This is a genomic window from Pseudarthrobacter sp. L19, from assembly GCF_050859435.1.
Lineage (GTDB): Bacteria > Actinomycetota > Actinomycetes > Actinomycetales > Micrococcaceae > Arthrobacter.
In genome coordinates this window covers 21,599-45,344 of sequence record NZ_CP193935.1, presented here as the reverse complement: position 1 = coordinate 45,344, position 23,746 = coordinate 21,599, and the positions used below count along the sequence as shown (strand labels likewise).

The 23,746-nt window shown below is 69.8% G+C and carries 18 protein-coding genes and 7 pseudogenes; 19 read left to right on the top strand and 6 right to left on the bottom strand.

Annotated features, from left to right (window positions below):
- Positions 1 to 3: 3 nt before the first annotated feature.
- Positions 4 to 313 (bottom strand): annotated as a pseudogene (locus ACRQ5B_RS00225) (helix-turn-helix domain-containing protein).
- Positions 314 to 356: 43 nt separating this feature from the next.
- Between ACRQ5B_RS00225 and map the strand changes: the two are divergent.
- From map to dapF, 4 genes and pseudogenes are all read left to right on the top strand, one after another.
- Positions 357 to 1,133, top strand: a complete 777-nt coding sequence (map, locus tag ACRQ5B_RS00220; protein ID WP_432395804.1) for a type I methionyl aminopeptidase — start codon at positions 357 to 359, stop codon at positions 1,131 to 1,133.
- 34 nt (positions 1,134 to 1,167) lie between these two features.
- A pseudogene (gene miaB, locus ACRQ5B_RS00215) lies at positions 1,168 to 2,724 on the top strand (tRNA (N6-isopentenyl adenosine(37)-C2)-methylthiotransferase MiaB).
- 4 nt (positions 2,725 to 2,728) lie between these two features.
- On the top strand, positions 2,729 to 3,685 hold the full coding sequence (gene miaA, locus ACRQ5B_RS00210) for a tRNA (adenosine(37)-N6)-dimethylallyltransferase MiaA (protein WP_432395801.1): 957 nt from the start codon (positions 2,729 to 2,731) through the stop codon (positions 3,683 to 3,685).
- Entirely contained in the window at positions 3,678 to 4,637 is a 960-nt protein-coding gene (dapF, locus tag ACRQ5B_RS00205; protein WP_432395798.1) for a diaminopimelate epimerase, read from the top strand. Before miaA ends, dapF begins: the two co-directional genes overlap by 8 nt.
- Here the strand turns inward: dapF and ACRQ5B_RS00200 are convergent.
- Positions 4,618 to 5,232: a class I SAM-dependent methyltransferase gene (locus tag ACRQ5B_RS00200; protein ID WP_364137228.1), complete on the bottom strand. Its 615-nt coding sequence runs from the start codon at positions 5,230 to 5,232 to the stop codon at positions 4,618 to 4,620. The genes dapF and ACRQ5B_RS00200 overlap by 20 nt on opposite strands.
- A gap of 498 nt (positions 5,233 to 5,730) precedes the next feature.
- Between ACRQ5B_RS00200 and hflX the strand changes: the two genes are divergently transcribed.
- Entirely contained in the window at positions 5,731 to 7,308 is a 1,578-nt protein-coding gene (hflX, locus tag ACRQ5B_RS00195; RefSeq protein WP_364137230.1) for a GTPase HflX, read from the top strand.
- Positions 7,301 to 9,390 (top strand): annotated as a pseudogene (locus ACRQ5B_RS00190) (ATP-dependent DNA helicase). The gene hflX and the pseudogene ACRQ5B_RS00190 overlap by 8 nt, the downstream one beginning before the upstream one ends.
- Before the next feature lie 111 nt (positions 9,391 to 9,501).
- Here ACRQ5B_RS00190 and lexA read toward each other — a convergent pair.
- Entirely contained in the window at positions 9,502 to 10,251 is a 750-nt protein-coding gene (gene lexA, locus ACRQ5B_RS00185) for a transcriptional repressor LexA (protein WP_432395794.1), read from the bottom strand.
- A 615-nt stretch (positions 10,252 to 10,866) separates the two neighbouring features.
- Between lexA and ACRQ5B_RS00180 the strand changes: the two are divergent.
- From ACRQ5B_RS00180 to ACRQ5B_RS00145, 8 genes and pseudogenes are all read left to right on the top strand, one after another.
- Positions 10,867 to 11,171, top strand: a pseudogene (locus tag ACRQ5B_RS00180) (LysM peptidoglycan-binding domain-containing protein).
- A 118-nt stretch (positions 11,172 to 11,289) separates the two neighbouring features.
- Complete coding sequence (locus ACRQ5B_RS00175) at positions 11,290 to 12,399, top strand: histidinol-phosphate transaminase (protein WP_432395792.1); 1,110 nt, start codon at positions 11,290 to 11,292, stop codon at positions 12,397 to 12,399.
- Positions 12,400 to 12,562: 163 nt separating this feature from the next.
- Positions 12,563 to 13,189: an imidazoleglycerol-phosphate dehydratase HisB gene (gene hisB / locus ACRQ5B_RS00170; RefSeq protein ID WP_432395790.1), complete on the top strand. Its 627-nt coding sequence runs from the start codon at positions 12,563 to 12,565 to the stop codon at positions 13,187 to 13,189.
- On the top strand, positions 13,186 to 13,956 hold the full coding sequence (gene hisH / locus ACRQ5B_RS00165; protein ID WP_432395787.1) for an imidazole glycerol phosphate synthase subunit HisH: 771 nt from the start codon (positions 13,186 to 13,188) through the stop codon (positions 13,954 to 13,956). Before hisB ends, hisH begins: the two co-directional genes overlap by 4 nt.
- A complete protein-coding gene (locus ACRQ5B_RS00160; RefSeq protein ID WP_290258295.1) occupies positions 13,957 to 14,115 on the top strand; it encodes a hypothetical protein in 159 nt (52 codons plus the stop codon). It begins immediately after the preceding gene.
- Between the two features lie 43 nt (positions 14,116 to 14,158).
- Positions 14,159 to 14,904 (top strand): annotated as a pseudogene (priA, locus tag ACRQ5B_RS00155) (bifunctional 1-(5-phosphoribosyl)-5-((5-phosphoribosylamino)methylideneamino)imidazole-4-carboxamide isomerase/phosphoribosylanthranilate isomerase PriA).
- Between the two features lie 12 nt (positions 14,905 to 14,916).
- The gene (locus ACRQ5B_RS00150) at positions 14,917 to 15,807 is read left to right on the top strand and encodes an SseB family protein (protein ID WP_432395784.1); all 891 of its coding nucleotides are present in this window, start codon (positions 14,917 to 14,919) and stop codon (positions 15,805 to 15,807) included.
- 78 nt (positions 15,808 to 15,885) lie between these two features.
- The gene (locus ACRQ5B_RS00145) at positions 15,886 to 17,208 is read left to right on the top strand and encodes an MFS transporter (RefSeq protein WP_432395781.1); all 1,323 of its coding nucleotides are present in this window, start codon (positions 15,886 to 15,888) and stop codon (positions 17,206 to 17,208) included.
- A gap of 90 nt (positions 17,209 to 17,298) precedes the next feature.
- Here the strand turns inward: ACRQ5B_RS00145 and ACRQ5B_RS00140 are convergent, their stop codons facing one another.
- Positions 17,299 to 17,685, bottom strand: coding sequence for a DUF1844 domain-containing protein (locus ACRQ5B_RS00140; RefSeq protein WP_290258291.1), 387 nt, complete (start codon positions 17,683 to 17,685; stop codon positions 17,299 to 17,301).
- Positions 17,686 to 17,936: 251 nt separating this feature from the next.
- Between ACRQ5B_RS00140 and infC the strand changes: the two genes are divergently transcribed.
- The 4 genes and pseudogenes from infC (at position 17,937) to ACRQ5B_RS00120 (ending at position 20,922) form a co-directional block, all read left to right on the top strand.
- Positions 17,937 to 18,611, top strand: coding sequence for a translation initiation factor IF-3 (gene infC, locus ACRQ5B_RS00135; protein ID WP_432395778.1), 675 nt, complete (start codon positions 17,937 to 17,939; stop codon positions 18,609 to 18,611).
- Positions 18,612 to 19,181: 570 nt separating this feature from the next.
- Positions 19,182 to 19,376: a 50S ribosomal protein L35 gene (gene rpmI / locus ACRQ5B_RS00130; protein ID WP_009358635.1), complete on the top strand. Its 195-nt coding sequence runs from the start codon at positions 19,182 to 19,184 to the stop codon at positions 19,374 to 19,376.
- Between the two features lie 118 nt (positions 19,377 to 19,494).
- Positions 19,495 to 19,953, top strand: coding sequence for a 50S ribosomal protein L20 (rplT, locus tag ACRQ5B_RS00125; protein WP_290258288.1), 459 nt, complete (start codon positions 19,495 to 19,497; stop codon positions 19,951 to 19,953).
- Positions 19,954 to 20,023: 70 nt separating this feature from the next.
- Positions 20,024 to 20,922 (top strand): annotated as a pseudogene (locus ACRQ5B_RS00120) (TrmH family RNA methyltransferase).
- Positions 20,923 to 21,038: 116 nt separating this feature from the next.
- Here ACRQ5B_RS00120 and ACRQ5B_RS00115 read toward each other — a convergent pair.
- Positions 21,039 to 21,305, bottom strand: a complete 267-nt coding sequence (locus ACRQ5B_RS00115; RefSeq protein ID WP_056740672.1) for a GlsB/YeaQ/YmgE family stress response membrane protein — start codon at positions 21,303 to 21,305, stop codon at positions 21,039 to 21,041.
- 227 nt (positions 21,306 to 21,532) lie between these two features.
- Between ACRQ5B_RS00115 and ACRQ5B_RS00110 the strand changes: the two genes are divergently transcribed.
- Positions 21,533 to 22,453, top strand: a complete 921-nt coding sequence (locus ACRQ5B_RS00110; protein ID WP_432395769.1) for a cation diffusion facilitator family transporter — start codon at positions 21,533 to 21,535, stop codon at positions 22,451 to 22,453.
- 63 nt (positions 22,454 to 22,516) lie between these two features.
- Here the strand turns inward: ACRQ5B_RS00110 and ACRQ5B_RS00105 are convergent.
- Positions 22,517 to 23,724: pseudogene (locus ACRQ5B_RS00105) on the bottom strand (MFS transporter).
- Positions 23,725 to 23,746 lie beyond the last annotated feature (22 nt).

Below are 23,746 nucleotides of genomic sequence, written 5' to 3'. Positions count from 1 at the left end.
GTCCTAGGACGCCGTGCGCACGTCCGTCGCTGGCGCGTCCGTCGGGCGGCCGGCTGCTGACAAGTCGGGCTCGGCATCCCTGACGCCCTCCCACAGCCGGTCCAGGGACATCCCAAGGACCTCGGCCAATGCGGCGATCGTCGGGAAAGCAGGGGTGGCGATCCGGCCGGTCTCGATCTTCCGCAGCGTCTCGGGGAGACCCCGGCGGCCAGGGCCACGTCCAGCATCGACCGGTCGCCGCGGGCCTCGCGCAGCAGTGTGCCCAGGCGTTGGCCGCGGCGGACCTCGTCGGGGAGAGTGGGAGTCTGACCATGACACCCAGTGTACCGGGATAATATGGACGGTATAGTTATTGGATGATCGAGATTCTCAACGCCGCCGAACTGGACCGGGCCCGCGGGTCCGGCGCCCTCGTCGCGGGCATCCTGCAGACCGTCAAGAGCCGCACCACCGTCGGCACCAACCTGCTGGACATTGACCGCTGGACCAAGGAACTCATCGCCGCGGCCGGCGCCGAATCCTGCTACGTCGACTACGCCCCCTCCTTCGGCCGCGGACCGTTCGGCCACTACATCTGCACGGCCGTGAACGACGCCGTCCTGCACGGACTGCCCCACGACTACCGCCTGGCCGACGGGGACCTGCTCACCCTCGACCTCGCCGTCTCCAGAAACGGCATCGCCGCGGACTCTGCCATCAGCTTCCTCGTCGGCGAAGCTCGTCCCGCCGCGAGCGTCGCGATGATCGAGACCACCGCACGCGCCCTCGCCGCCGGCATTGCGGCGGCGAAGCCGGGCGCTCGGATCGGCGACCTGTCGGCCGCTATCGGCGGCGTCCTCACCGCGGCCGGCTACCCGGTCAACACCGAATTCGGCGGCCACGGCATCGGCTCCACCATGCACCAGGACCCGCACGTGCCCAACACCGGCCGGCCTGGCCGCGGCTTCACGCTCAGGCCGGGACTGCTGCTGGCGCTGGAGCCCTGGATCATGGAGGACACGGCCACCCTGGTGACCGACGCCGACGGCTGGACGCTCCGCAGCGCCACCGGCTGCCGGACCGCCCACAGCGAACACACCATCGCCATCACGGAAAGCGGGGCCGAGATCCTCACCCTCGCCCCGCCCGCGTAGTCCGCGCCCCGGGCGGAGCCGGTACCCTTAACGGGTGAGTTTGACCATTCCCTCCCCAGCCGACAGCCCCTCGACGCACGCCGATTCCACGGATGCGGCAGTGTCCGCGCCCGCCCGCACGTACCAGGTGCGCACCTTCGGGTGCCAGATGAACGTGCATGACTCCGAGCGCATGTCCGGGCTGCTCGAGGCGGCCGGGTACGTCCGCTCCGAGGGGAGCTGGCCGACGTCGTTGTCTTCAACACCTGCGCCGTGCGCGAGAACGCGGACAACAAGCTCTACGGCAACCTCGGAATTCTCCGCCCGGTCAAGGATGCGAACCCGGGCATGCAGATCGCCGTCGGCGGCTGCCTGGCGCAAAAGGACCGCGAGACGATCCTGAAGAAGGCGCCGTGGGTCGACGCGGTGTTCGGCACCCACAACGTCGGCGCGCTGCCGGCCCTGCTGGACCGGGCCCGCCACAACGACGAGGCGCAGCTGGAAATCCTCGAATCCCTCGACGTGTTCCCCTCCACGCTGCCCACCAAGCGCGACTCCGTGTACGCCGGCTGGGTCTCCATCTCCGTTGGCTGCAACAACACCTGCACCTTCTGCATCGTCCCTGCCCTGCGCGGCAAGGAAAAGGACCGCCGCCCCGGCGACATCCTCGCCGAAATCCAGGCCCTCGTGGACGACGGCGCCATCGAGGTCACCCTGCTGGGACAGAACGTGAACTCCTACGGCGTCGAATTCGGCGACCGTCAGGCCTTCTCCAAGCTGCTGCGCGCCTGCGGCGAGATCCCCGGACTGGAACGCGTCCGGTTCACCAGCCCGCACCCCGCCGCCTTCACCGACGACGTCATCGAGGCCATGGCGGAGACCCCCAACGTCATGCCGCAGCTGCACATGCCGCTGCAGTCCGGCTCGGACAAGGTGCTCAAGGACATGAAGCGCTCCTACCGCTCCACCAAGTTCCTGGGCATCCTCGACAAGGTCCGGGACAAGATCCCGCACGCCGCGATCTCCACCGACATCATCGTCGGCTTCCCGGGGAGACCGAGGAGGACTTCCAGGCCACCCTGGACGTCGTGGAGCGCTCCCGCTTCGCCACCGCCTTCACCTTCCAGTACTCCAAGCGGCCCGGCACCCCCGCCGCAGACCTGCCCGAACAGCTGCCCAAGGCCGTGGTGCAGGAACGCTTCGAACGGCTCACCGCCCTGCAGGACCGGATCGCCGCCGAGGAAAACGCCCGCCAGGTGGGCCGCCGGGTCGAGGTCATGGTCACCGCCCAGCAGGGAAGGAAGGCGGGGAGACCCACCGGCTTTCGGGCCGCGCGCAGGACCAGCGCCTGGTGCACTTCTCCGTGCCCGACGGCGCCGAGAGCCCCCGCCCCGGCGACCTCGTCACCGTGACCGTCACGGAGGCCGCGTCGTTCCACCTCATCGCCGACCCCGCGTCGCCCGAGGACTACCAGCTGCGCCGCTCCCGGGCCGGCGACGCCTGGGACCGGTCCCAGGCCGACTCCTGCGGTGCACCCGCCCCCGGCGCTGCCGGCGGCGGCAAGGCCGGGGTGTCCCTCGGCATGCCCACGCTGCCCGTACGCGGCCGCTGACGCCGTGACCGGAGCCGAACTGTCCGCCGCCCCGCCGCCGGTGATCGCCGTCGTCGGCCCCACCGGCTCCGGGAAGTCCGACCTGGCCGTCGACCTCGCGCTGGCGCTCGACGGCGAGGTCGTCAACGCGGACGCCATGCAGTTCTACCGCGGCATGGACATCGGCACTGCCAAGATCACCGACGCCGAACGGCGCGGTGTCCCGCACCACCTGCTCGACATCATGGACGTCACCGAGGAAGCCAGCGTCTCGGACTTCCAACGGCAGGCCCGGGAAGCCATCGACGGCATTCACGCCCGCGGAAAACGCGCCATCCTCGCCGGCGGATCCGGGCTCTACGTCCGGGCCGCCCTGGACGTCCTGGACTTCCCCGGCACGGACCCGGCCGTCCGGGCCCGCCTCGAGGCCGAGGAGGCGGCGGAAGGCCTGGCCCCGCTGCGGGCCCGGCTGGAACAGGTGGACCCAGTCTCGGCCGGGCGCCTGGGCGACGCCCGGCGGGTCATCCGTGCCCTCGAGGTGTACGAACTGACCGGCCGGCCCTTTAGCTCCTTCATGCCGGACCGCACCTACCACCGCCCGGCCGTCCAGATCGGCCTCGAGGTGGACCGGGAGCAGCTGCGCGAGCGTCTCGCCGCCCGCGTGCACGCCATGGTGGACCGCGGCCTGCTCGAGGAGGTGCGCCAGCTGGATGCCGAGGGCCTGCGCCGTGGCAAGACGGCCTCCCGCGCCCTCGGCTACGCCCAGTTCCTGAAGGTCCTCGACGGCGAATCCGACATCGCGCACGCCGCCGAGGACACCATCGCCGCCACCCGCAAGTTCGCCCGCCGCCAGCTCACCTGGTTCCGCGCCGACCCCCGGATCGCCTGGCTCGACTGGCAGGACCCGGACCTCGTGGCGAAGGCAACGCAGCTGGCGTTGGTCCCGGCGGGAGGCAGCCCGGTAGCCTTGGACCATGGATGACACTCTCGCCGGAACCGCCGCTTCCACGGCCCACGCCGCCGACACCACAGCACTGGCCGGGCTCGCCTTCTCCAAGGGCCACGGCACCGGCAACGACTTCGTCCTGATCGCGGACCCGCACGGGGCCCTGGAAGTGACCGCCGAGCAGGTCGCGGCCCTCTGTGACCGGCACCGCGGCATCGGCGGCGACGGGCTGATCCGCGCGGTCCCCTCCCGGTTCCTGCCCGAGGGCGCCGAACTGCTCGCGCAGCACCCGGAGGCGGAGTGGTTCATGGACTACCGCAACGGTGACGGATCGCTGTCCGAAATGTGCGGCAACGGGGTCCGGGTCTTCGTCCACTTCCTGGTCCAGCAGGGCCTCGTGGACCTGCCCGCCGGGGAATCCCTCGTGATCGGCACCCGCGCCGGCATCAAGACCGTCGTCCGCACCGCCTCCGGCTACGCCGTGGACATGGGCCCCTGGGAATTCATCTTCCCCGGCGAGGCCACCGCCCGGGCCATGGACTCCCTCGTCAGCGCCCACGGCCTCGACGTCGCCCGCCCCGCCCTCTCGGTCAGCATGGGCAACCCGCACACCGTCGTCGCCCTCGCCGAGCAGGCGGAACTGGACGCCACCGAACTCTTCGCCGCACCGCGCGTGGACCCGGAGCCGCCGCACGGAACCAACGTCGAGTTCGTCGTCCCCGCCGAACCGCTGGTCCACGACGGCGTCGGCGCCATCAGCATGCGCGTCCACGAACGCGGCGTGGGTGAGACCCTCTCCTGCGGCACCGGCGCGTGCGCGGCCGCCGTCGCGATCCGGCACTGGGCCGGTCAGGGCGCGCCGGACGCCTGGAACGTCACGGTGCCCGGCGGCGTCGTCGGCGTGAAGTTCTTCGTCGCCCCCGACGGCCACGAGCACGTCGAGCTCAGCGGCCCGGCCGTGATCGTCGCTAGCGGGACGCTTTCCTGACCCGAAGGATCCGGAACGACTTCGAGGTGCTCTCCCGGGTCACGGTGAAGCTGCTGTCCAGCTCTGTGCCCAACCAGCGCTGCAGCGAATCCGAGCCGAGGTTCTTCTGCACCACCAGCCACGCCGAGCCGCCCGGAGCCAGCCGCGGCAGCCAGAGCAGCAGCAGGGAATGCAGCTCGTCCTTGCCGATCCGGATAGGCGGGTTGGACCAGATGGTGTCGAAGCGCAGCTCCGGGTCCACCTCGCCGGGGGTGCTGGCGGTGACGTTTTCCAGGCCCAGCAGCGCGGCGTTTTCGTTGGTCAGGGCCACGCAGCGTTCGTTGACGTCCACGGCGTAGACGTGCGCGTGCGGGGCCTTCAGCGCCATCGTCAGCGCGATCGGACCCCAGCCGCAGCCGATGTCCAGCAGGTTCCCCTGCGGGGCGGGGGCCGGGACATCCGCCAGCAGCACCGCGGTGCCCTTGTCGACGCCGTCGGGACTGAAGATTCCGCTGGAGGTCTGCAGCTGCCGCGGCGCGCCGGCCAGTTCCACGGTGAGGGGCTTGCGGGTGAACGGCCCGGCCGGCTGGGCGCTGAAATAGTGTGCAGACTCCATAACGTGCCAGAGTAGTTGGCCGTCCGCGGGCTTGGGAAACCGGAAAGGTGCGCTCTGGTAAACTTGAAGGCATGTTCCTGATCTTCGAATAGCCGGCCACCAGGCAACCGGCACGGGCGCCCCGCCTCAGCGGGTGATCCGCCCTCCAGCGACGCAGGCCCCGCCCTCCGCTGGATCCCTCCGGCCGCGGCGAACCGCGGCCCGTTCCGGCACTTCTTTCCAGCAACGCCGGAGACTCCACGCCTCGAAGATCCCACCGCACGGCCCCGCCGTGACCCGCGGAACCGACCGGCGTGCAGCACCCGCCCGTGAGGAAACCTTTCCAGGCCCCACGGACCCCACCCGCCGCTCCGCCGAGGAGCCAGCCCGTCCGCGGCACCGCCGCCGCAGGACAGCCAGGAGGCACGGATGACCCCGCATCGTCAGCCCAGCGCGAATTCCGCAGCGCATCGCACCGATCAGCATTATTCTGAAGTGGCAGACCCTTCAAAGGAGACCATGACCAGTCAGCCCAATACCGGACCCGATTCAGCAGCCCAGGACATGAGTCCTGCCGAGATCCAGGCTGTGATCGACCGGATTCTTTCCAAGGATTCCCCCGCCCGGGACACCGGCGCCGCCGACGCGGACACCGCCGAACCCCGCGCGGTCCTGGGCCGGGCCCAGGCCATCTCCGGCCTGGCCACCGAGCACGGCAGCTACGACGGCGACCAGCAGGACCTCGAGGAGCGCCGCGCCCTGCGCCGCACCGCCGGGCTCTCCACCGAACTCGAAGACGTCACCGAGGTCGAATACCGGCAGCTCCGGCTGGAGCGCGTGGTGCTGGCCGGCCTCTGGTCCGAGGGCACCCTGGCCGACGCCGAGAACTCCCTCCGGGAACTCGCCGCTCTGGCCGAGACAGCCGGCTCCGAGGTTCTGGACGGGCTGGTCCAGCGCCGGGCGAAGCCTGACCCGGGCACCTTCCTGGGCTCGGGCAAGGCCCAGGAGCTCAAGGACATCGTGATGTCCACCGGTGCGGACACCGTGGTGGTCGACGCCGAACTGGCGCCCTCCCAGCGGCGTGCGCTCGAAGACATCGTCAAGGTCAAGGTGATCGACCGGACCGCGTTGATCCTGGACATCTTCGCCCAGCACGCCAAGAGCCGCGAGGGCAAGGCCCAAGTGGAACTGGCCCAGCTCGAGTATCTGCTTCCCCGCCTCCGCGGCTGGGGCGAGTCGATGTCCCGCCAGGCCGGTGGCCAGGTGGGCGGCGCCGGCGCCGGCATGGGCTCCCGTGGCCCCGGTGAGACGAAGATCGAACTGGACCGCCGACGGATCCGCACCCGGATGGCCAAGCTGCGCCGCGAGATCGCGGCCATGAAGCCGGCGCGGGAGACAAAGCGGGCCAACCGCCGTCGCAACGCCGTCCCGTCCGTCGCGATCGCCGGCTACACCAACGCCGGGAAGTCCTCGCTGCTGAACCGGCTGACCGACGCCGGCGTGCTGGTGGAGAACGCCCTGTTCGCCACCCTCGACCCCACCGTCCGCAAGGCCGAGACCTCCGACGGCCTGGGCTACACCCTGGCCGACACCGTGGGCTTCGTCCGCTCGCTGCCCACGCAGCTGGTGGAGGCGTTCCGGTCCACCCTGGAGGAGGTCGCCGACTCGGACCTGATCCTGCACGTGGTGGACGTCTCGCACCCGGACCCCGAGGGCCAGATCGCGGCCGTCCGGTCCGTCTTCAGCGAGGTCGACGCCCGCAAGGTGCCCGAGATCATCGTCCTGAACAAGGCCGACGCCGCGGACCCGTTCGTGGTGGAGCGCCTGAAGCAGCGCGAACCGCGCCACGTGGTGGTCTCCGCCCGCACCGGTGAAGGCATCCCCGAGCTGCTGCGGGCCGTCAGCGAAGGCATCCCGCGGCCCAGCGTGAAGCTGGAACTGATGATCCCGTACAGCCGCGGCGACGTGCTCAGCAAGCTGCACGAGACCGAGGCGGAGATCGTCAGCCTGGACCACGAGGAGACCGGCACGCGCGCCGTCGTCATGGTGCGCGAAGGCCTGGCGGCCGAGCTGGATCCCTTCGTCCGCAATGACTGAACCGGCCGTGGCGGACGCGGACAGCGACGCACGCCCGGCCCCCAGCGGCGCCACCGGCGAGGAGCTCGTGATTGAGCTCCTCGACCGGGCGGTCGCCGCGATGGGCGGGCAGAGCCGTGACGGCCAGCACGAAATGGCCCGTCAGGTGGCCCGCGCCATCGACACCGGCGACCACCTGCTGGTCCAGGCCGGAACCGGCACGGGAAAGTCCCTGGCGTACCTGATCCCGCTGATCGCCCACTCGCTGGACAGCGACAAGCCCACACTGGTCTCCACGGCCACCCTGGCCCTGCAGACCCAGATCGTCGGCCGGGACCTGCCGCGGCTGCTCAAGGCCATCACCCCTGCCCTGAAGCGGCCCGTCAAGATTGCCCTGGTCAAGGGCCGGTCCAACTACGTGTGCCGGCACAAGCTCGAGGGCGGCTTCCCATCCGAGGAACCCGCCGAGGGTCAGCTCTTCTCCCTGGGTGAGGACACCTCGGTCCCGCACTTTGCCGCCGCCATGGGCGGCCCCTCCTCGCAGCTGGGCCGGGAAGTGGTCCGGCTCCGGGAATGGGCCGAGGACACGGCCACCGGCGACCGCGACGAACTGCTCCCCGGCGTGACCGACCGCGCCTGGCGGCAGGTGTCCGTTACCGCCATGGAATGCCTCGGCGCTCAGAAGTGTCCGCTGGCCGCAGAATGCTTCAGCGAACTGGCGCGCCAGGACGCAACCGACGCCGACGTCGTGGTCACCAACCACGCCATGCTGGCCGTAAGCGCCTTCGAGGGCCTGGCCGTGCTGCCCGAATACGACGTCGTCGTCGTGGACGAGGCGCACGAACTCCAGGACCGGGTCACCGGGGCCGTCTCCGGCCAGCTCTCCGTGGCCATGGTCCACGCCGCCGCCTCGGGCGCCCGCAAACACACCGGCATCACCGTGGATGCGCTGAACAACGCCGCCGCGAACCTCGAGCTCGCCGTCGCGGGGGTTCCCGGCGGGCTGATGCCCAACGGCCTAAACAGCGAACAGCTCGACTGCGTGGACCAGCTCCGGGATGCTTGCCGTGCGGCGCTTTCCGACTCCAAGGGGACGGCTCCACCACGGCCGACGGCGGCCGGCAGCTTGCGCGCTCCCGGCTGATGGTGATCCTGGAGCTCTGCGAACGCCTGCTCGCTGCCCGGGAAAACCGCGAGGTGGTGTGGTTCTCGCGGCAGAGCACCTTCGACCCGCAGCAGGGCTACTCACAGCCGGACGATTCGGCGCCCGCGCTGATCAACATCGCCCCGCTCAGCGTGGCCGGGCGGCTGCGGGAGGGCCTGTTTGCGGACCACACCGTGGTGCTGACCTCGGCCACCCTCGCCATCGGATCGGCCTTCGAACCGGCCGCCGGGGGCCTGGGCCTTGTGGGTCCCGGAGCCCCCAGTTGGACCGGCGTCGACGTCGGGTCCCCGTTCGAATACCCCAAGCAGGGCATCCTCTACGTCGCCAAGCACCTGCCCAAACCGGGCCGGGGGACCGCGCCCGAGGCCCTGGACGAGCTCGAGAAGCTGATCCGCGCCTCCGGCGGCGGCGCGCTCTGCCTCTTCTCCTCCCGGCGCGCCGCGGAGGAGGCAGCCGACGCCCTCCGGCCGCGGCTGGGCCTGAGCATCCTCTGCCAGGGCGAATCCACCATGACGGCGCTGGTCAAGCAGTTCGCGGACGAACCGGACACCTGCCTCTTCGGCACCATGTCCCTGTGGCAGGGCGTCGACGTGCCCGGCACCTCCTGCCGGCTGGTGGTGATCGACCGGATCCCGTTCCCGCGGCCGGACGATCCGCTGATGACAGCCCGGTCCCGGGCCGTGGCGCAGGCCGGCGGCAACGGCTTCATGAGCGTCTCGGCCACGCACGCGGCGATCCGGCTGGCGCAGGGCGCGGGCCGGCTGATCCGCTCGACGTCGGACCGCGGTGTGGTGGCGGTGCTGGACTCACGACTGTCCACCGAGCGCTACGGCGGGTTCCTCCGGGCCGCGCTCCCGCCGTTTTGGGCCACCACGGACCCGGCGGTGGCCGTCGCGTCGCTGGAGCGGCTCGCGAAAGAGGCTGCGCAGGGGACGTAGGCCCCGGGGCAGGGGTGGTCGACCGGGATATGCGGTCCTTAGGTCCAGGCGTCGGGTCCTCGGGTCGGGGCGTTCGGCCGGGCACTGGCCGTCGGCGTGCCCCGAGGGGCGCTACAGGGAGCGCAGGACCGAGACGACCTTGCCCATGATGACGGCGTGGTCGCCCAGGATCGGTTCGTACTGGGTGTTCTGCGGCAGCAGCCAGGTGTGACCGTCGCGCTGCCGGAATGTCTTGACCGTGGCGTCGTCATCCAGAAGGGCGGCCACGATGTCGCCGTTGACGGCGTCGTTCTGGCGGCGCACCACCACCCAGTCCCCGTCGCAGATCGCGGCGTCGATCATGGAGTCACCCGCGACCTTGAGCATGAACAACTCACCGTGGCCCACGAGCTGGCGGGGCAGCGGGAGGACGTCCTCCACCACCTGGTCGGCCAGGATCGGACCACCGGCGGCGATCCGGCCCACAAACGGCACCATTGCCGTATCCGTGGCGCTGGCCAGCTCCGACACGGCGAGTCCGCCGACGGCCTTTAGCCCGCGGGGCTGTTCGACGCCGGAAATCGGGGTGGACCTCTCATCCAGAGTCAGCGGCATCAGCACTTCCATGGCCCGGGGACGCTTGGGATCCCGGCGCAGGTAGCCCAGCTTCTCCAGCTGGGAGAGCTGGTGGGTCACGCTGGAGAGGCTGGCCAGCCCCACCGTGTCCCCGATCTCGCGCATCGACGGCGGATAGCCGTTGTCCGTCACGGACCGCTGGATGGTTTCGAGGATCTTCTTCTGACGGACCGTGAGGCTCTTGGGCGCCCGGGCAGGCTGGGCGCCGCGCCGGGTTGCCCTCCCGCCGGTGGCTTGTGCTGCCATGGTCGCCATGCCTTCCGTTCGTGGTGCGGATCCGTGGCCGGCGGACCGAGTGAAGCGGCCCGATTGCTGCGAATCCTAAAAATGTCAGTGCCTGCCGTTTGACTGCTCTTGATCACCACTGGCGGGTGTTCGACAGGTTTCAGACTGCAGGTGCGGAGTGCGGGTCCCCCAAAGGACCGGTTCCGTGCTTCAAAAATAGGTCAGCCGCCGGTGTTTTTCAAACATTTGTTCTAGCGAGTCTCGACAGAGTTCGTTCATAGGTGCTAAAAAGGGAACAGCAGGATTCGAATATGTGTTCGAAGAATGCGAGTGGAGAACCACAGCCGCTTTCGGCTTTGTGTTCGAAGCGATCGATGGTTCAGCCGGTTGGCGGCAAGTACGAGGAGTACGCCGGGCGGCAACGACAAGTCCAGGAGGGCTCAGTTCATGTCAGCAAGAAGCGCTTTCGCCGGTTCGCAGTTTTCCGACGCCGGGCGGCCGGCACTGTATCTCGTGCCGGATTCCACCACGGCCTTCTCCGGGGCGGTGGCTCCGTTCGCGGCCCCTGCCGACGCTTACGCCACCGCCGGGAGCCCATCCGCTGTCCGCCGGGCCCACACTTCGGCCCAGGCACCTTTGCGGCTGACCCGGCGGGGACGCTTCGTCTTCTTCGGACTGCCCCTGATCCTGCTGGCGGCCCTGCTGCTGTCCCTGGCCGGCTTCCTGACCGCGCCGGCGAAGGCCGCCGATTCCCCGGCATCGCTGGCCACCACCCCGACGGTCACTGTGACCGTGCAACCGGGGAGTCCCTGTGGACCATCGCCGGCACCGTCGACCCGAAACGGGATCCCCGGGACGTAGTCGCCGAGATCGTGCAGCTGAACAACCTCGACGCCGCACCGGTCCTGCCCGGCCAGCAGCTCTTCGTACCGACCCCCTGAGCTGAATCACCCGGGATGCCCCGCTCGCCGAGGCGGGCCGGTCCGTCCGTCGGCCGCTGGATGGACCGTCGTCGGTCACGGTTTCCGGGCAGACAGTCCTCTCACTTAAACTGGTGACGTGACTGACCAGCTTGAGCGACTCAACCGACTTCCCCTCCGGACCAACCTGCGGGGCCTGCGCCCCTACGGTGCTCCCCAGCTGGACGTTCCGATTCTCCTGAACGTCAATGAGAACACCCATGGTGTCCCCGCCGACGTGCGGGCAGCGATCGCGGAGGCCGTCACCGAGGCCGCCGCCGGGCTCAACCGCTATCCGGACCGGGAGTTCACCGAACTCCGCGGGGCGCTGGCCGAGTACCTTGGCCACGGGCTGGACGCCACGAACATCTGGGCCGCGAACGGTTCCAACGAGGTGCTGCAGCAGATTCTCCAGGCCTTCGGTGGTCCTGGCCGCAACGCGCTCGGCTTCCCTCCCACGTACTCCATGTACCCGCTGCTCGCCGCCGGAACGGACACCGGCTACGTCGCCGGCGTCCGCGGCGAGGGCTACAGCCTGACGGCAGAGTCCGCCGCCCGGCAGGTCCGCGAACTGCAGCCCAACATCGTCTTCCTGTGCTCGCCCAACAACCCCACCGGCACGGGCCTTGGCCTCGACGTCGTCGAAGCCGTCTACGAGGCCGGGGAGGCCAGTCAGGCCATCATCATCGTCGACGAGGCGTACCACGAGTTCGCCCACGAGGGCACCCCGAGCGCCCTGACCCTCCTGCCCGGCCGGGAACGGCTGATCGTCTCCCGCACCATGAGCAAGGCTTTCGCCCTTGCCGGTGCCCGGATCGGCTACATGGCCGCGGCGCCGGAGGTCACCGACGCGCTGCGCCTGGTGCGCCTGCCGTACCACCTGTCCGCCATCACCCAGGCCACCGCCCTCGCCGCCCTCCGTCACCGCGAGGCGCTGATGGCCGACGTCGAGGACATCAAGAGGCAGCGCGACCGCATCGTCACCGAGCTGACCCGGCTGGGCCTGACCCCGGCGGCGTCGGACTCGAACTACGTGTTCTTCGGCGGGCTCGCCGACCCGCACCGGGTCTGGCAAGAACTGCTCGACGCCGGCGTGCTGGTCCGCGACGTCGGCATCCCCGGCCATCTCCGGGTCACCGCCGGAACCGAGGCGGAGACCACCGCCTTCCTGGAGGCCCTCGAACGGATCCTCGCCGCCCACCGCGGCTGAGCCCGCGTCCACCCCAACCTCCCGCACCTCCGGCCCAGCCCCGCCGGCCCCGCGCGACCGCACCGCCGGGCGCCCTGGGTGTGCCGGGCCCTAGACTTGATCCAGGACCCGCGCGCCGCCGTCACAGGCCGGGCGACCGCCATCTAGCCAAAAGGACACCCATATGAGCACCACCGGATCAGCCGCTGCCCAGGCCCGGACCGCACGCCTGGAACGCACCACCAGCGAATCCTCCGTCCTGGTCGAGATCGACCTGGACGGCACCGGCGTCTCGGACATCAGCACCTCGGTGCCGTTCTACGACCACATGCTGACCGCGCTGAGCAAGCACTCGCTGATCGACATGACCGTCAAGGCCACCGGCGACACCCACATCGACGTGCACCACACCGTCGAAGACGTTGCCATCACCTTCGGCGAGGTCCTCAAAACCGCACTGGGCACCAAGGCCGGGATCCGGCGCTTCGGTGAGGCGACCGTGCCCCTCGACGAGGCCCTCGCGCACGCCGTCGTGGACGTTTCCGGCCGGCCTTACCTGGTCCACGCCGGCGAACCCGCCGGGCAGGAATACCACCTGATCGGCGGCCACTTCACCGGCTCGCTGACCCGCCACGTCTTCGAGGCCATCACGCTGCACGCCGGAATCTGTCTGCACATGAACGTCACCGCCGGCCGGGACCCGCACCACATCGTCGAGGCCCAGTTCAAGGCGTTCGCCCGGGCTCTCCGTGCCGCCGTCGAGCCGGACCCCCGCGTCAAGGGCATTCCCTCCACCAAGGGTGCACTGTGACCGGGAAGGTATTGCGCGACGGCGCCATCATCGATCCGGAGGCCGGCCGCAAGCCCGCCTCCCCGGAGGGCAAGCCCACCGTCACCGTCCTGGACTACGGCTCCGGAAACGTCCGCTCCGCCGTCCGCGCCCTCGAGCGCGCCGGCGCCGAGGTCATCCTCAGCTCCAAGCCCGAGGACGTCCTCAACGCCGACGGCCTGGTGGTCCCCGGCGTCGGCGCCTTCGAAACCGTCATGAACGAACTGAAGGCCGTCGACGCCATCCGGATGATCGGCCGCCGCGTCGCTGGCGGCCGGCCGGTGCTGGCCATCTGCGTCGGCCTCCAGGTCCTCTTCGAGGCCGGCGTGGAGCACGGCACGGTGGCCGAGGGCATGGGGGAGTGGCCCGGCAAGGTCGAGCTGCTGGCCGCCGACGTCGTCCCGCACATGGGCTGGAACACCGTGGACGTGCCGGAAGGCTCGCTCCTGTTCGACGGCGTGGAGAAGGAACGCTTCTATTTCGTGCACTCCTACGGTGTCCAGCACTGGGACTTCGACGTGATCCAGCCGCGGATGGCCGCGCCGCTGGTGACCTGGTCCGAGCACGGCGCCCCGTTCATCGCCGCGGTGGAGAACGGTCCGCTCTGCGCCACGCAGTTCCACCCCGAGAAGTCCGGAGACGCGGGCGCCCGCCTGCTGCGCAACTGGGTCGCGAGCCTCCGCCCCGCCCGCAACGCCGGTGCCGGCGCCACTGCAGAAGCCCCGGCAACCCCGGAAGCGACCGCCTGAATGTGGTCCCTGGTGCTGATGGGCCTCGCCGGACTGCTGGTGGGCGGAGCGCTCTCCTTCCGCCAGCAGAAAAGTCCGCTCTGGGTCCAGATCGTCTTCTACATCCTGGCCGGCATGTCCCTGCTGGCCGCCTACCTGCTCACCCTGCCCGGCGCCTGACGCCCCGCGCCGCCCCCGCCACCTACCCTGTGAGGACTTCACGATGACCACCGAAAACCCGCTGCCGGTCCTGGAACTGCTCCCCGCCGTCGACGTCGTCAATGGCCAGGCCGTGCGCCTGGTCCAGGGCGAAGCCGGCAGCGAAACCAGCTACGGCACCCTCTGGAAGCTGCCCTGAACTGGCAGGAACAGGGCGCCGAGTGGGTCCATCTGGTGGACCTGGACGCCGCCTTTGGCCGCGGCTCGAACGCCGAGATGCTGCGCGAGGTGGTCGGCAGGCTGGACATCAAGGTGGAACTCTCCGGCGGCCTGCGCGACGACGAGTCCCTCGAACGCGCCCTGGACCTCGGCGTCGGCCGCGTCAACCTCGGCACCGCCGCGCTGGAGAACCCGGAGTGGACCGACCGGGTGATCGAACGCTTCGGCGACAAGATCGCCGTCGGCCTCGACGTGCGCGGCACCACCCTCGCCGGCCGTGGCTGGACCAAGGAGGGCGGCGACCTCTGGGAGGTCCTCGGCCGCCTCGAAGAAGCCGGCTGCGCCCGCTACGTCGTCACGGACGTGACCAAGGACGGCACCCTGCAGGGCCCCAACGTCGAACTGCTGCGCCAGATGGTCGAAAAGACCGGCAAGCCCGTCGTCGCCTCCGGCGGCATCTCCAGCCTCGAGGACCTCAAGGTCCTCCGCTCCCTGGTCCCGCTCGGGGTCGAGGGCGCAATCATCGGCAAGGCGCTCTACAACGGCAACTTCACCCTGCCCGAGGCCCTCGACGTCGCCGGCCGCCGCTAGCCCGGTCCCGTCATGCCGCAGGAACCCCAACCTGGCCACCGCTCACTCCCGGGCCACATCGCCGCCGCCCTCGCCGGCGCCGGGGGAGCGACGGACTCCGCCGGGCAGCCCTGGGAGGGACGCAGCCTGGCAGGCGACGGTGCGACCGTCCACAACTTTGAGGACGACGACGGCGCGGCCGACGCCGGCTACCTCGCCGCCGTCGCCGCCCTCGCGGGCGGCACCGGGGACGAAGCCGGCGTCGTCGCGGCCCTCGCCACAGCCCGGGTCTTCGTGCCGATCGTCGCCAGCCTCGCGGAGGAGGGCGACGCCGTGGCCGGTGCCCACGGGACCGAGCTGCACGGGGACAAACAGGCCGACATGGCGCTGGTGACCCTCAAGGCCCCGGACGGCCGGACCGCCCTGCCGGTGTTCACCTCCGCGGAGAACCTCAGCGCCTGGCACCCCGAAGCCCGGCCGGTGGCGGTCTACGCCGCCCGCGCCGCGCTCTCCGCCGTCGCCGAGCAGGCCGAACTGCTGGTCCTGGACCCCGGCTCGGCCGTGACCTTCGTGGTGCGCCGCCCTGCCGTGTGGGCGCTGGCCAAGCAGCACGACTGGGTCCCCAGCTACCGGGACCAGGCGGTGGGCGACGCCGTCGCCGTCTCCGCGACCGGGATTCCGGCGCTGCGCCGGGTCGAACTGCGGCCCGGCGGGGGAGTGGCCTCGGCGCAGGCCGACGGGACGCAGCTGCCCGGCGGCGGCGCCGGGCCGGAACTGCGCGTGGTGCTGTACCTTGAAGACGGGCTCAGTGCCGCCGAGGTGCAATCCATGGTGGCCGGCCTGAACGAGGACTGGGCCCGGAATGAAGCTTTCGCCGAGCGGGTTGACTCGATCGAAATCAAGCTGCAGCGCGCAGCGCCCTGACCGGCGGCCCGCCTCTCCCGCGGTGCCGGTCACGGGCCGCGCCACCGAGAGAAAAGCAAGGCAAAGGAACGCCGTCCCGTGAACTTCGCGCTTTACCGTGAGCTGCTGGCAGTGCGGCCCATCAGGAACCTGCTGCTGGTCGGGATGGTGGCCCGTATCCCGCACTCGGCCGCGGGCGTGCTCCTGACCCTGCACATCGTCCTCACCCTGGGCCAGGGCTACGCCGCCGCCGGGACCGCCGCCGCCGTCATGACCATCGGCATCGCCGTCGGCGCCCCGTGGCGCGGCCGCCGGGTGGACACCGTGGGCCTGCGCCGGGCACTGATCCCGTCCGTCCTGTCGGAGACGGTGATCTGGACCGTCGCCCCGCACGTCAGCTACCAACTGCTGCTGCCCCTGGTGTTCGTCGGCGGCCTCCTGACGCTGCCGATCTTCAGCGTGGTGCGGCAGTCGCTGGGCATCCTGGCCACCGGGGACCAGCGCCGCACCGCGTTCGCCCTGGACGCCATCAGCACCGAACTTGTCTTCATGGTCGGTCCGGCCGCCGGCGCGATCGTCGCTACCGCCGGCTACTCCGTACTGGGCCTGGGCATCGTGGGCGTCGCCACCTCACTCTCAGGGCTCTTCCTGATGTGGATGAACCCGCCCACCCGGTCCGTCGCCACCGACACCGAGCCCGAGGCCACCTTCGAAGCGGACCAGCAGCAGGGCGCCGAAGCCGCCGTCGTCGCGGCCGCCCCCGCGCACCTGCAGGAGGCAGCGGCGGAACTGGCGCCCCTCGCCGCCGCCGAGCACCGCCGTCAGGACAGGCTGGGGCTGCGCCATAAGGTGCGGCACAACTTCGCCTGGTTCACGGCCTCGGTGGCCGCGGTCTTCGCCGTCGCCGCCGGCTCCGGCATGGTGCTCAGCGGCACCGACGTCGGCATCGTCGCCGCCCTGCAGACCGGCGGCCACCAGGCCGAGATCGGCATTGTTTTCCTGTTCTGGTGCGCCGCCTCGGTGTTCGGCGGCGTGGTCTACGGCGCCATGCACCGGCCCGTTTCCCCGGTGCTCCTGCTGCTCGGCATGTCCGCCCTGACCCTGCCGATGGCGTTCGCCCACGACACCTGGGCCCTGGCGTTCCTGTCCCTGCTGCCCGGGGTGCTCTGCGCTCCGGTACTCTCGGCCGCCTCGGAGAAGGTGGCCGACCTGGTCGACGAGGAACGCCGCGGCGAGGCGATGGGCTGGTACGGCTCGGCCCTGACCGGCGGGGTGGCGCTCGGCGCGCCGCTGGCCGGGCTCTTCATCGATGGCGTGGGCGCCGGAGCGGGCTTCGTCTCGGTCGGCGCGGCCGGAGTGCTGCTCTGCGTCGTGGGCCTGGTGCTCCAGCGGCGTCGCCGCCGCCGGCTCGCCGCCGCTTGACGAGGGCCCACCGCCTCCCGGGCTTAACGACGACGGCGGGCGGACCGCATTGGTCCGCCCGCCGTCGTCGTTACCGCAATGATTGTTCGGTCAGTTGACCGCGCCGGTGTACTTCTCGCCCGGGCCCTTGCCGGGAGCGTCCGGAATGACGGACTCCTCGCGGAAGGCCAGCTGCAGGGAGCGCAGGCCGTCGCGCAACGGTCCGGCGTGCTGGGAGCCGATCTCCGGCGCCGCGGCGGTGACCAGGCCGGCCAGCGCGGTGATGAGCTTGCGGGCCTCGTCGAGGTCCTTGAGTTCTTCGGCATTGTCCTCGGCGGCGAGGCCGAGCTTCACGGCGGCGGCACTCATCAGGTGCACGGCGGCGGTGGTGATGACCTCGATCGCGGGGACCTCGGAAATGTCGCGGATCTGCTGGGAGACGTCCGCCTGCTCGCCCGCCGGCTGGAAGACGTGCGAATTACGTTCTGGTGTACTCATGCTGGTAAGCTTGTCACAGACCGACTGGATGTCGTTATTTTGCCGGAATCGCACAGATTCCAGTGAAGACGGCGTCCAGTTTGCAAGCGGAGATCTCTCCCACCCGCGTCAGCCGCGCGAATTCCTTCAGGAATCAAGGTTGCCGGGTACCTGGTCGGGCGCTTGACCCACGCACTGCGTGCAGGACAAGTGCATGTTGCCTCCACTGGGGCGGCAGTTCCGATCTTCGAGGCCTTCGATTGCTACCGGCAATGGGAGGCCTTCTTCTTTTGCCGGAGAAGTACCCCCACGATCACAGGAGCTTTAACATTAGCGAGCCAAGAATCAATGAGCGTATCCGCGTCCCCGAGGTGCGGCTGGTCGGCCCTGCAGGTGAACAGGTAGGAGTCGTCCGTATTGAGGATGCCCTGCGTCTGGCTGCCGAGTCTGATCTGGATCTCGTTGAAGTTGCACCGCAGGCCAAGCCTCCGGTGTGCAAGCTGATGGACTTCGGCAAGTACAAGTATGAAGCCGCCGTCAAGGCACGCGAGGCCCGGAAGAATCAGACCAACACGGTGCTGAAGGAAATCCGTTTCCGCCTCAAGATCGACAAGCACGACTACGAGACCAAGCGCGGCCACGCGCTGCGGTTCCTCGGCGCCGGCGACAAGGTCAAGGCCATGATCCAGTTCCGCGGCCGTGAGCAGCAGCGTCCCGAGATGGGCATCCGCCTGCTGCAGCGTTTCGCCGAGGACGTCGCCGAGGTGGGCGTGGTGGAATCCAGCCCCCGCATCGACGGCCGCAACATGGTCATGGTGGTCGGCCCGCTCAAGAACAAGGCCGAAGCCAAGGCGGAAGCCCGCCGCGCCACCCAGCGCGCCGAGGCTAAGGCCGAGAACGAGGCCAAGGCGTCACGGGTCAACACCGATGGCGGTGAAGCCCCCTGACGCAGTCCCTTGCGGACCTGCTGCCGGAGGGTTACCAGGTCCGGACCGAACCCGCAGCGGCACCCGCTGCCGAGGCGCCGGCCGCCGAGGCTCCCAAGGCTGAGACTGCCAAGGAGACCGCTCCGAAGGCTGAGGCCCCGAAGGCTGAGGCTCCGAAGGCTGAGGCTCCGAAGGCGGAAGCTCCCAAGGCTGCGGCTCCGAAGGCTGCCGCTCCCAAGGCTGCGGCTCCGAAGGCTGCCGCTCCCAACGCCGAAGCTCCGAAGGCGCCCGCTCCGAAGGCTGCGGCACCCAAGGCTCCGGCCGCGAAGCCGGCCGCCGAGGCATCCGCCGCGAAGCCCGCTCCGAAGCCTGTTGCCACGCCGAAACCGGTGGCACGTCCCGCGGCCCCCAAGCCGGCGGCACGGCCCGCGGCCCCCAAGGCCGCGCCGAAGCCTGGCAGCAAGAAGACCAACTGATTCACGGCCACCGGACCGCAAGGTCCGGTGGCAGTCAACCAGCACGCCGCCCCGAGGGGCGGCTGCCCGAAAGACTGCAGACCCGTTCTGCGGATACGTAAGGAGATCGGTTCCCATGCCGAAGATGAAGACCCACAGCGGTGCTAAGAAGCGCTTCAAGCTGACCGGTAGCGGCAAGCTGCGCCGCCAGCAGGCCAACCGCCGCCACTACCTCGAGCACAAGTCCTCCAGGCTGACCCGCCGCCTCGCCGGCGACAAGATCGTCTTCAAGGGCGACGCCAAGGTCATCCGGAAGATGCTCGGCATCTAAGTTCCAAGTACCCGGACCGATTGCCGCCGGCAATGGTCCACCTACCACTAAGGCTTCTCAGGCCAGCCGGGATTTCCGGCAGTAGACGCTTGGGATCAGATTTTGAAGGAGTACGCACGTGGCACGTGTGAAGAGGGCGGTAAACGCCCACAAGAAGCGCCGGGTTGTTCTTGAACGCGCAAAGGGTTACCGCGGTCAGCGTTCGCGCCTGTACCGCAAGGCCAAGGAACAGCTGCTGCACTCGTTCGTGTACAGCTATGGCGACCGCAAGAAGAAGAAGGGCGACTTCCGCCGCCTGTGGATCCAGCGCATCAACGCTGCGTCCCGCGCCAACGGCCTGACCTACAACCGCCTGATCCAGGGCCTGAAGGCCGCTGAGGTCGAGGTTGACCGCCGCATGCTGGCCGAGCTGGCCGTCTCCGACGCCACCGCCTTCGCCGCGCTGGTCCAGGTCGCCAAGGACTCGCTTCCCGCCGACACCTCCGCGCCGGCCGTGCAGGCCGAGGCTGCCGCTGCCCCCAAGGCTGCGAAGAAGCCGGCTGCCAAGAAGACCGCCGCCGAAAAGGCTGCCAAGTAGAACCGGAGCTCCGCTCCGAGCCTCGCGGCTCAGTTCAGGAACCGCTCTTCGGAGCTACTAAGGTTCTTATATGAACGAAACCGGGCGCCCGCACGCTGAACCACTGTCCAACCCCCGAGCCGATCGGGTGAGGAAGGTGGCGCAGCTTGCCGGGCGCCCGGCGCGTTTAAGCGCCGGGAGTTCCTGGCCGAAGGCCCGCAGGCGGTCCGCGAGGCCCTGACCCTGCACCAGCAGCGCCTCGCCGACGGCAAGGACGGCGTCGTCCTCGAGGTCTACGCCAGCGAGGACTGCCTGGACCGCCACCCCGAACTCGAGACCCTGGCCGAGGGCACCCGGGCCTTCCTCGCCACCGACGAGGTCCTCGCGGCCATGGCGGACACGGTCACCCCGCAGGGCGTCCTGGCCGTGTGCCGCTTCCTCGACGTCGAACTCGCTGACGTCCTCGACGCCGGTCCCCGCCTCCTGGCCGTCCTGTGCGAGGTCCGCGACCCCGGCAACGCCGGCACCGTGCTTCGCGCCGCCGACGCCGCCGGAGCCGACGCCGTCATTCTCAGCTCCTCCAGCGTCGACATCTACAACCCCAAGGCGGTGCGGTCCACCGCGGGCTCGATCTTCCACCTCCCGGTGGTCCTCGGCGCCGACGTCGCCGAGACCGTCGCAGCCTGCACGGAACGCGGCATCGGAGTCCTTGCCGCGGATGGCTACGGACAGCTGAACCTGGACCGGCTGCAGGACGAGAGCGCCGCCCGGCGGCTCGGCGGCTCGGACACGGGATCGGACTACGACCTGGCCCACCCCACCGCCTGGCTGTTCGGCAACGAGGCCCAGGGCCTGTCCGAGGAGCAGCTGGCCCTGGCCGGCCACCGGGTCGCCGTGCCTGTCTACGGGTCGGCGGAGAGCCTGAACCTCGGGACTGCCGCCACCGTCTGCCTGTACGCGAGTGCGCGCTCCCAGCGGGCCGCCGGCTGACGGAACTTTTCTTCCTCCAACGACGCGAACAAACGACGGCGGGGGCCCACCGTGTGGTGGGCCCCCGCCGTCGTTGGTGTCCCGCGGGGCTCGGCGGCCCGGGCGGGGGATAAGAGTTACGTAGTCCGGTTCCGACCGGTGATGGCGCCGTAGATTCCGGCGACGACGAGGCCGCCGACGATGGCCAGGATCCAGGAGCCGAGGTTCCAGAATTCCATCTTGCCGCCGCCGAAGAGCAGGTCGCCGATCCAGCCGCCGACAATGGCACCAACCACACCGAGAACGAGGCTGGTGACCCAGCCGCCGCCAACCCGGCCAGGCATGATTGCCTTAACGATTGCACCTACAATGAGTCCGAGAATGATCCAGCCTAGAAAGCCCATGTCTCCTCCTACATATTCGTCGGCATTCACCTTAGGAATCCCGATTATGGCTTCAAGCTAACACACGGCCCACGGCCTGTCAGCAGTCCCACCCCCAATCGTTATGTGCCCTCTTTTGCCCCGCCGGCACGCGGAATCGGGGCCCCTGCCGGTACGGTTGCCCCCTGTGGTCCGGGGCCTCAAGAACGCCCGGCGGCACCGATCATTTGTCTAAAGGAGAACGTCCCGTGGCTGCTAACGGCGGTACAAAGGCGATTGTGGCGGCGCTGACCGCCAACCTCACGATCGCCGTCCTCAAATTCGTCGCGTTCCTCCTGACGATGTCCTCGTCGATGCTGGCGGAAGCGATCCACTCCGTCGCGGACTCCGGCAACCAGTTGCTGCTGCTCCTGGGCGGGAAGCGTGCCGCCAAGCAGGCCAGCCCGGAGCACCCCTTCGGCTACGGCCGGGAACGCTACATCTACGCCTTCATCGTCGCGATCGTGCTTTTCAGCGTCGGCGGCCTGTTCGCGCTGTACGAGGCGTGGGGCAAGCTGCAGCATCCGCACGGCATCGAGGGCGGGTTCTGGTGGGTTCCGCTGGCCGTCCTCCTCGGCGCCATCATCGCGGAGTCGTTCTCCTTCCGCACGGCCATCCGCGAGTCCAACCCCCTGCGCGGCAACCAGAGCTGGGTCCGGTTCATCCGCAACGCCAAGCAGCCCGAGCTGCCCGTGATCCTGCTGGAAGACTTCGGCGCGCTGCTCGGACTGTTCTTCGCCCTCCTGGGGGTGGGGCTGACCCTCATCACCGGCAACGGCATCTGGGACGCCCTGGGCACTGGCATGATCGGCCTGCTGCTGGTGTCGATCGCCGCGGTACTGGCCATCGAAACCAAGTCGCTGCTGCTGGGCGAGTCGGCCACGAAGGGGGACGTCGCGAAGATCCGCGGCGCGATCGAGTCAGACGGCACCGGCATCATCCACCTCAAGACCATGCACCTGGGACCCGAGGAACTCCTGGTTGCGGCGAAGATCAGCGTCGGCGCGGCCGACTCCGGCCGTGAGATTGCCGCCGCGATCGACGCCGCCGAGGCCCGGATCCGGGAGGCGGTCCCCACCGCCCGGTTGATTTACCTGGAACCGGACCTGCAGCGCGGCGCGGCCGTCTAGGCCGCGTCGCACCACGGAATCACCGGTCAACCCGGAGGCAGCGGGGCCGGACTGCGGTCGCGGTTACCGGACCAGCGGCCTCCGGCGTTCTACGGCCCCGCTGAGGACGGCGACGCCGAGGCCCAGCAAGGCCAGCACCGCACCGACCAGGGCAGGGGCCACATAGCCCCAGCCCCAGGCGATGACCAAGCCTCCGAGGAAGGCCCCGAGGGCGTTGGCCACGTTCAGGGCGGCGTGGTTCAGCGAGGAGGCCAGCGACGGCGCATCGGGGGAGGCGTCCAGCAAACGGGTCTGCAGGGCCGGGACCAGCATGGAACCCGCGCCGCCGACGACGAAGACCATCAGGTACGCGGACCACGGCCAGTGCACAGCCACGGCGTACACCACGAGGGCCACGGCGACGCCGGGGAGTACCCAGTAGATGGTGCCCATGACGGACTTGTCGGCGATGCGGCCGCCGACGATGTTGCCCACCACCATGCCGACACCGTAGAGCGCGACGACCAGGGGCAGCCATTCGGCGGGGATCCCGGCGACGTCGGTCATGGTGTGGGCGATATAGGTGTAGGTCGCGAAGAAGCCGCCGAAGCCGACGACGCCGATCAGCACCGCCAGCCAGACCTGCAGGCGCTTGAGGGATGCGAGTTCCCGGCGGATGCTCGCGTCAGCGTGGGGTGCCTGGTACGGGACGAACTTCCACAGCATGGCCATGGTGGCGATTCCGATGATGCCGACCAGGAGGAACAGCAGCCGCCAGCCGAAGTTCTGGCCCAGCCAGGTGCCGAACGGGACGCCGATGACGTTGGAGACTGTCAGGCCGGCCATCACCATCGAGATGGCCCAGCCGCGGCGGGTGGGCGCCACCAGCGAGGAGGCGATTACAGCGGCGACGCCGAAGAACGCGCCGTGCGGCAGGCCGGCCGCGAAGCGGGACACCAGCATGGTGCCGTAATCGGGGGCGATGACCGAGCTGAGGTTCGCGAGGCTGAAGAAGAGCATCAGGCCCAGGGCCAGGTACTTGCGGGGAGCTTCGCGCCGACGGCGGCGAGCAGCGGGGCGCCGACCACGACGCCGAGCGCATAGGCGGAAATCAGGTGCCCGGCCTCGGGGGTGCTGATGCCCAGACCGTGCTCGACCTCCTTGAGCAGGCCCATCATCGTGAATTCCGTGGTGCCGATGCCGAAGCCGCCCATGGCCAGCGAAATGATGGCGAGGGTCAGGTTGTAGGAACCGGTCCGGGGTGTGGTGGGGGCGTCGTTAGTTAAAGTCATCCATCTGCTTTTCGCTCAGTGA

Excerpts from the sequence above, each read along its gene's own strand:
- map (WP_432395804.1), top strand. The coding sequence starts at position 357 with ATGATCGAGATTCTCAACGCCGCCGAACTGGACCGGGCCCGCGGGTCC.
- dapF (WP_432395798.1), top strand. The coding sequence starts at position 3,678 with ATGGATGACACTCTCGCCGGAACCGCCGCTTCCACGGCCCACGCCGCC.
- ACRQ5B_RS00200 (WP_364137228.1), bottom strand. The coding sequence starts at position 5,232 with ATGGAGTCTGCACACTATTTCAGCGCCCAGCCGGCCGGGCCGTTCACC.
- hflX (WP_364137230.1), top strand. The coding sequence starts at position 5,731 with ATGACCAGTCAGCCCAATACCGGACCCGATTCAGCAGCCCAGGACATG.
- lexA (WP_432395794.1), bottom strand. The coding sequence starts at position 10,251 with ATGGCAGCACAAGCCACCGGCGGGAGGGCAACCCGGCGCGGCGCCCAG.
- hisB (WP_432395790.1), top strand. The coding sequence starts at position 12,563 with ATGAGCACCACCGGATCAGCCGCTGCCCAGGCCCGGACCGCACGCCTG.
- ACRQ5B_RS00160 (WP_290258295.1), top strand. The coding sequence starts at position 13,957 with ATGTGGTCCCTGGTGCTGATGGGCCTCGCCGGACTGCTGGTGGGCGGA.
- ACRQ5B_RS00150 (WP_432395784.1), top strand. The coding sequence starts at position 14,917 with ATGCCGCAGGAACCCCAACCTGGCCACCGCTCACTCCCGGGCCACATC.
- ACRQ5B_RS00140 (WP_290258291.1), bottom strand. The coding sequence starts at position 17,685 with ATGAGTACACCAGAACGTAATTCGCACGTCTTCCAGCCGGCGGGCGAG.
- infC (WP_432395778.1), top strand. The coding sequence starts at position 17,937 with ATGGGAGGCCTTCTTCTTTTGCCGGAGAAGTACCCCCACGATCACAGG.
- rpmI (WP_009358635.1), top strand. The coding sequence starts at position 19,182 with ATGCCGAAGATGAAGACCCACAGCGGTGCTAAGAAGCGCTTCAAGCTG.
- ACRQ5B_RS00115 (WP_056740672.1), bottom strand. The coding sequence starts at position 21,305 with ATGGGCTTTCTAGGCTGGATCATTCTCGGACTCATTGTAGGTGCAATC.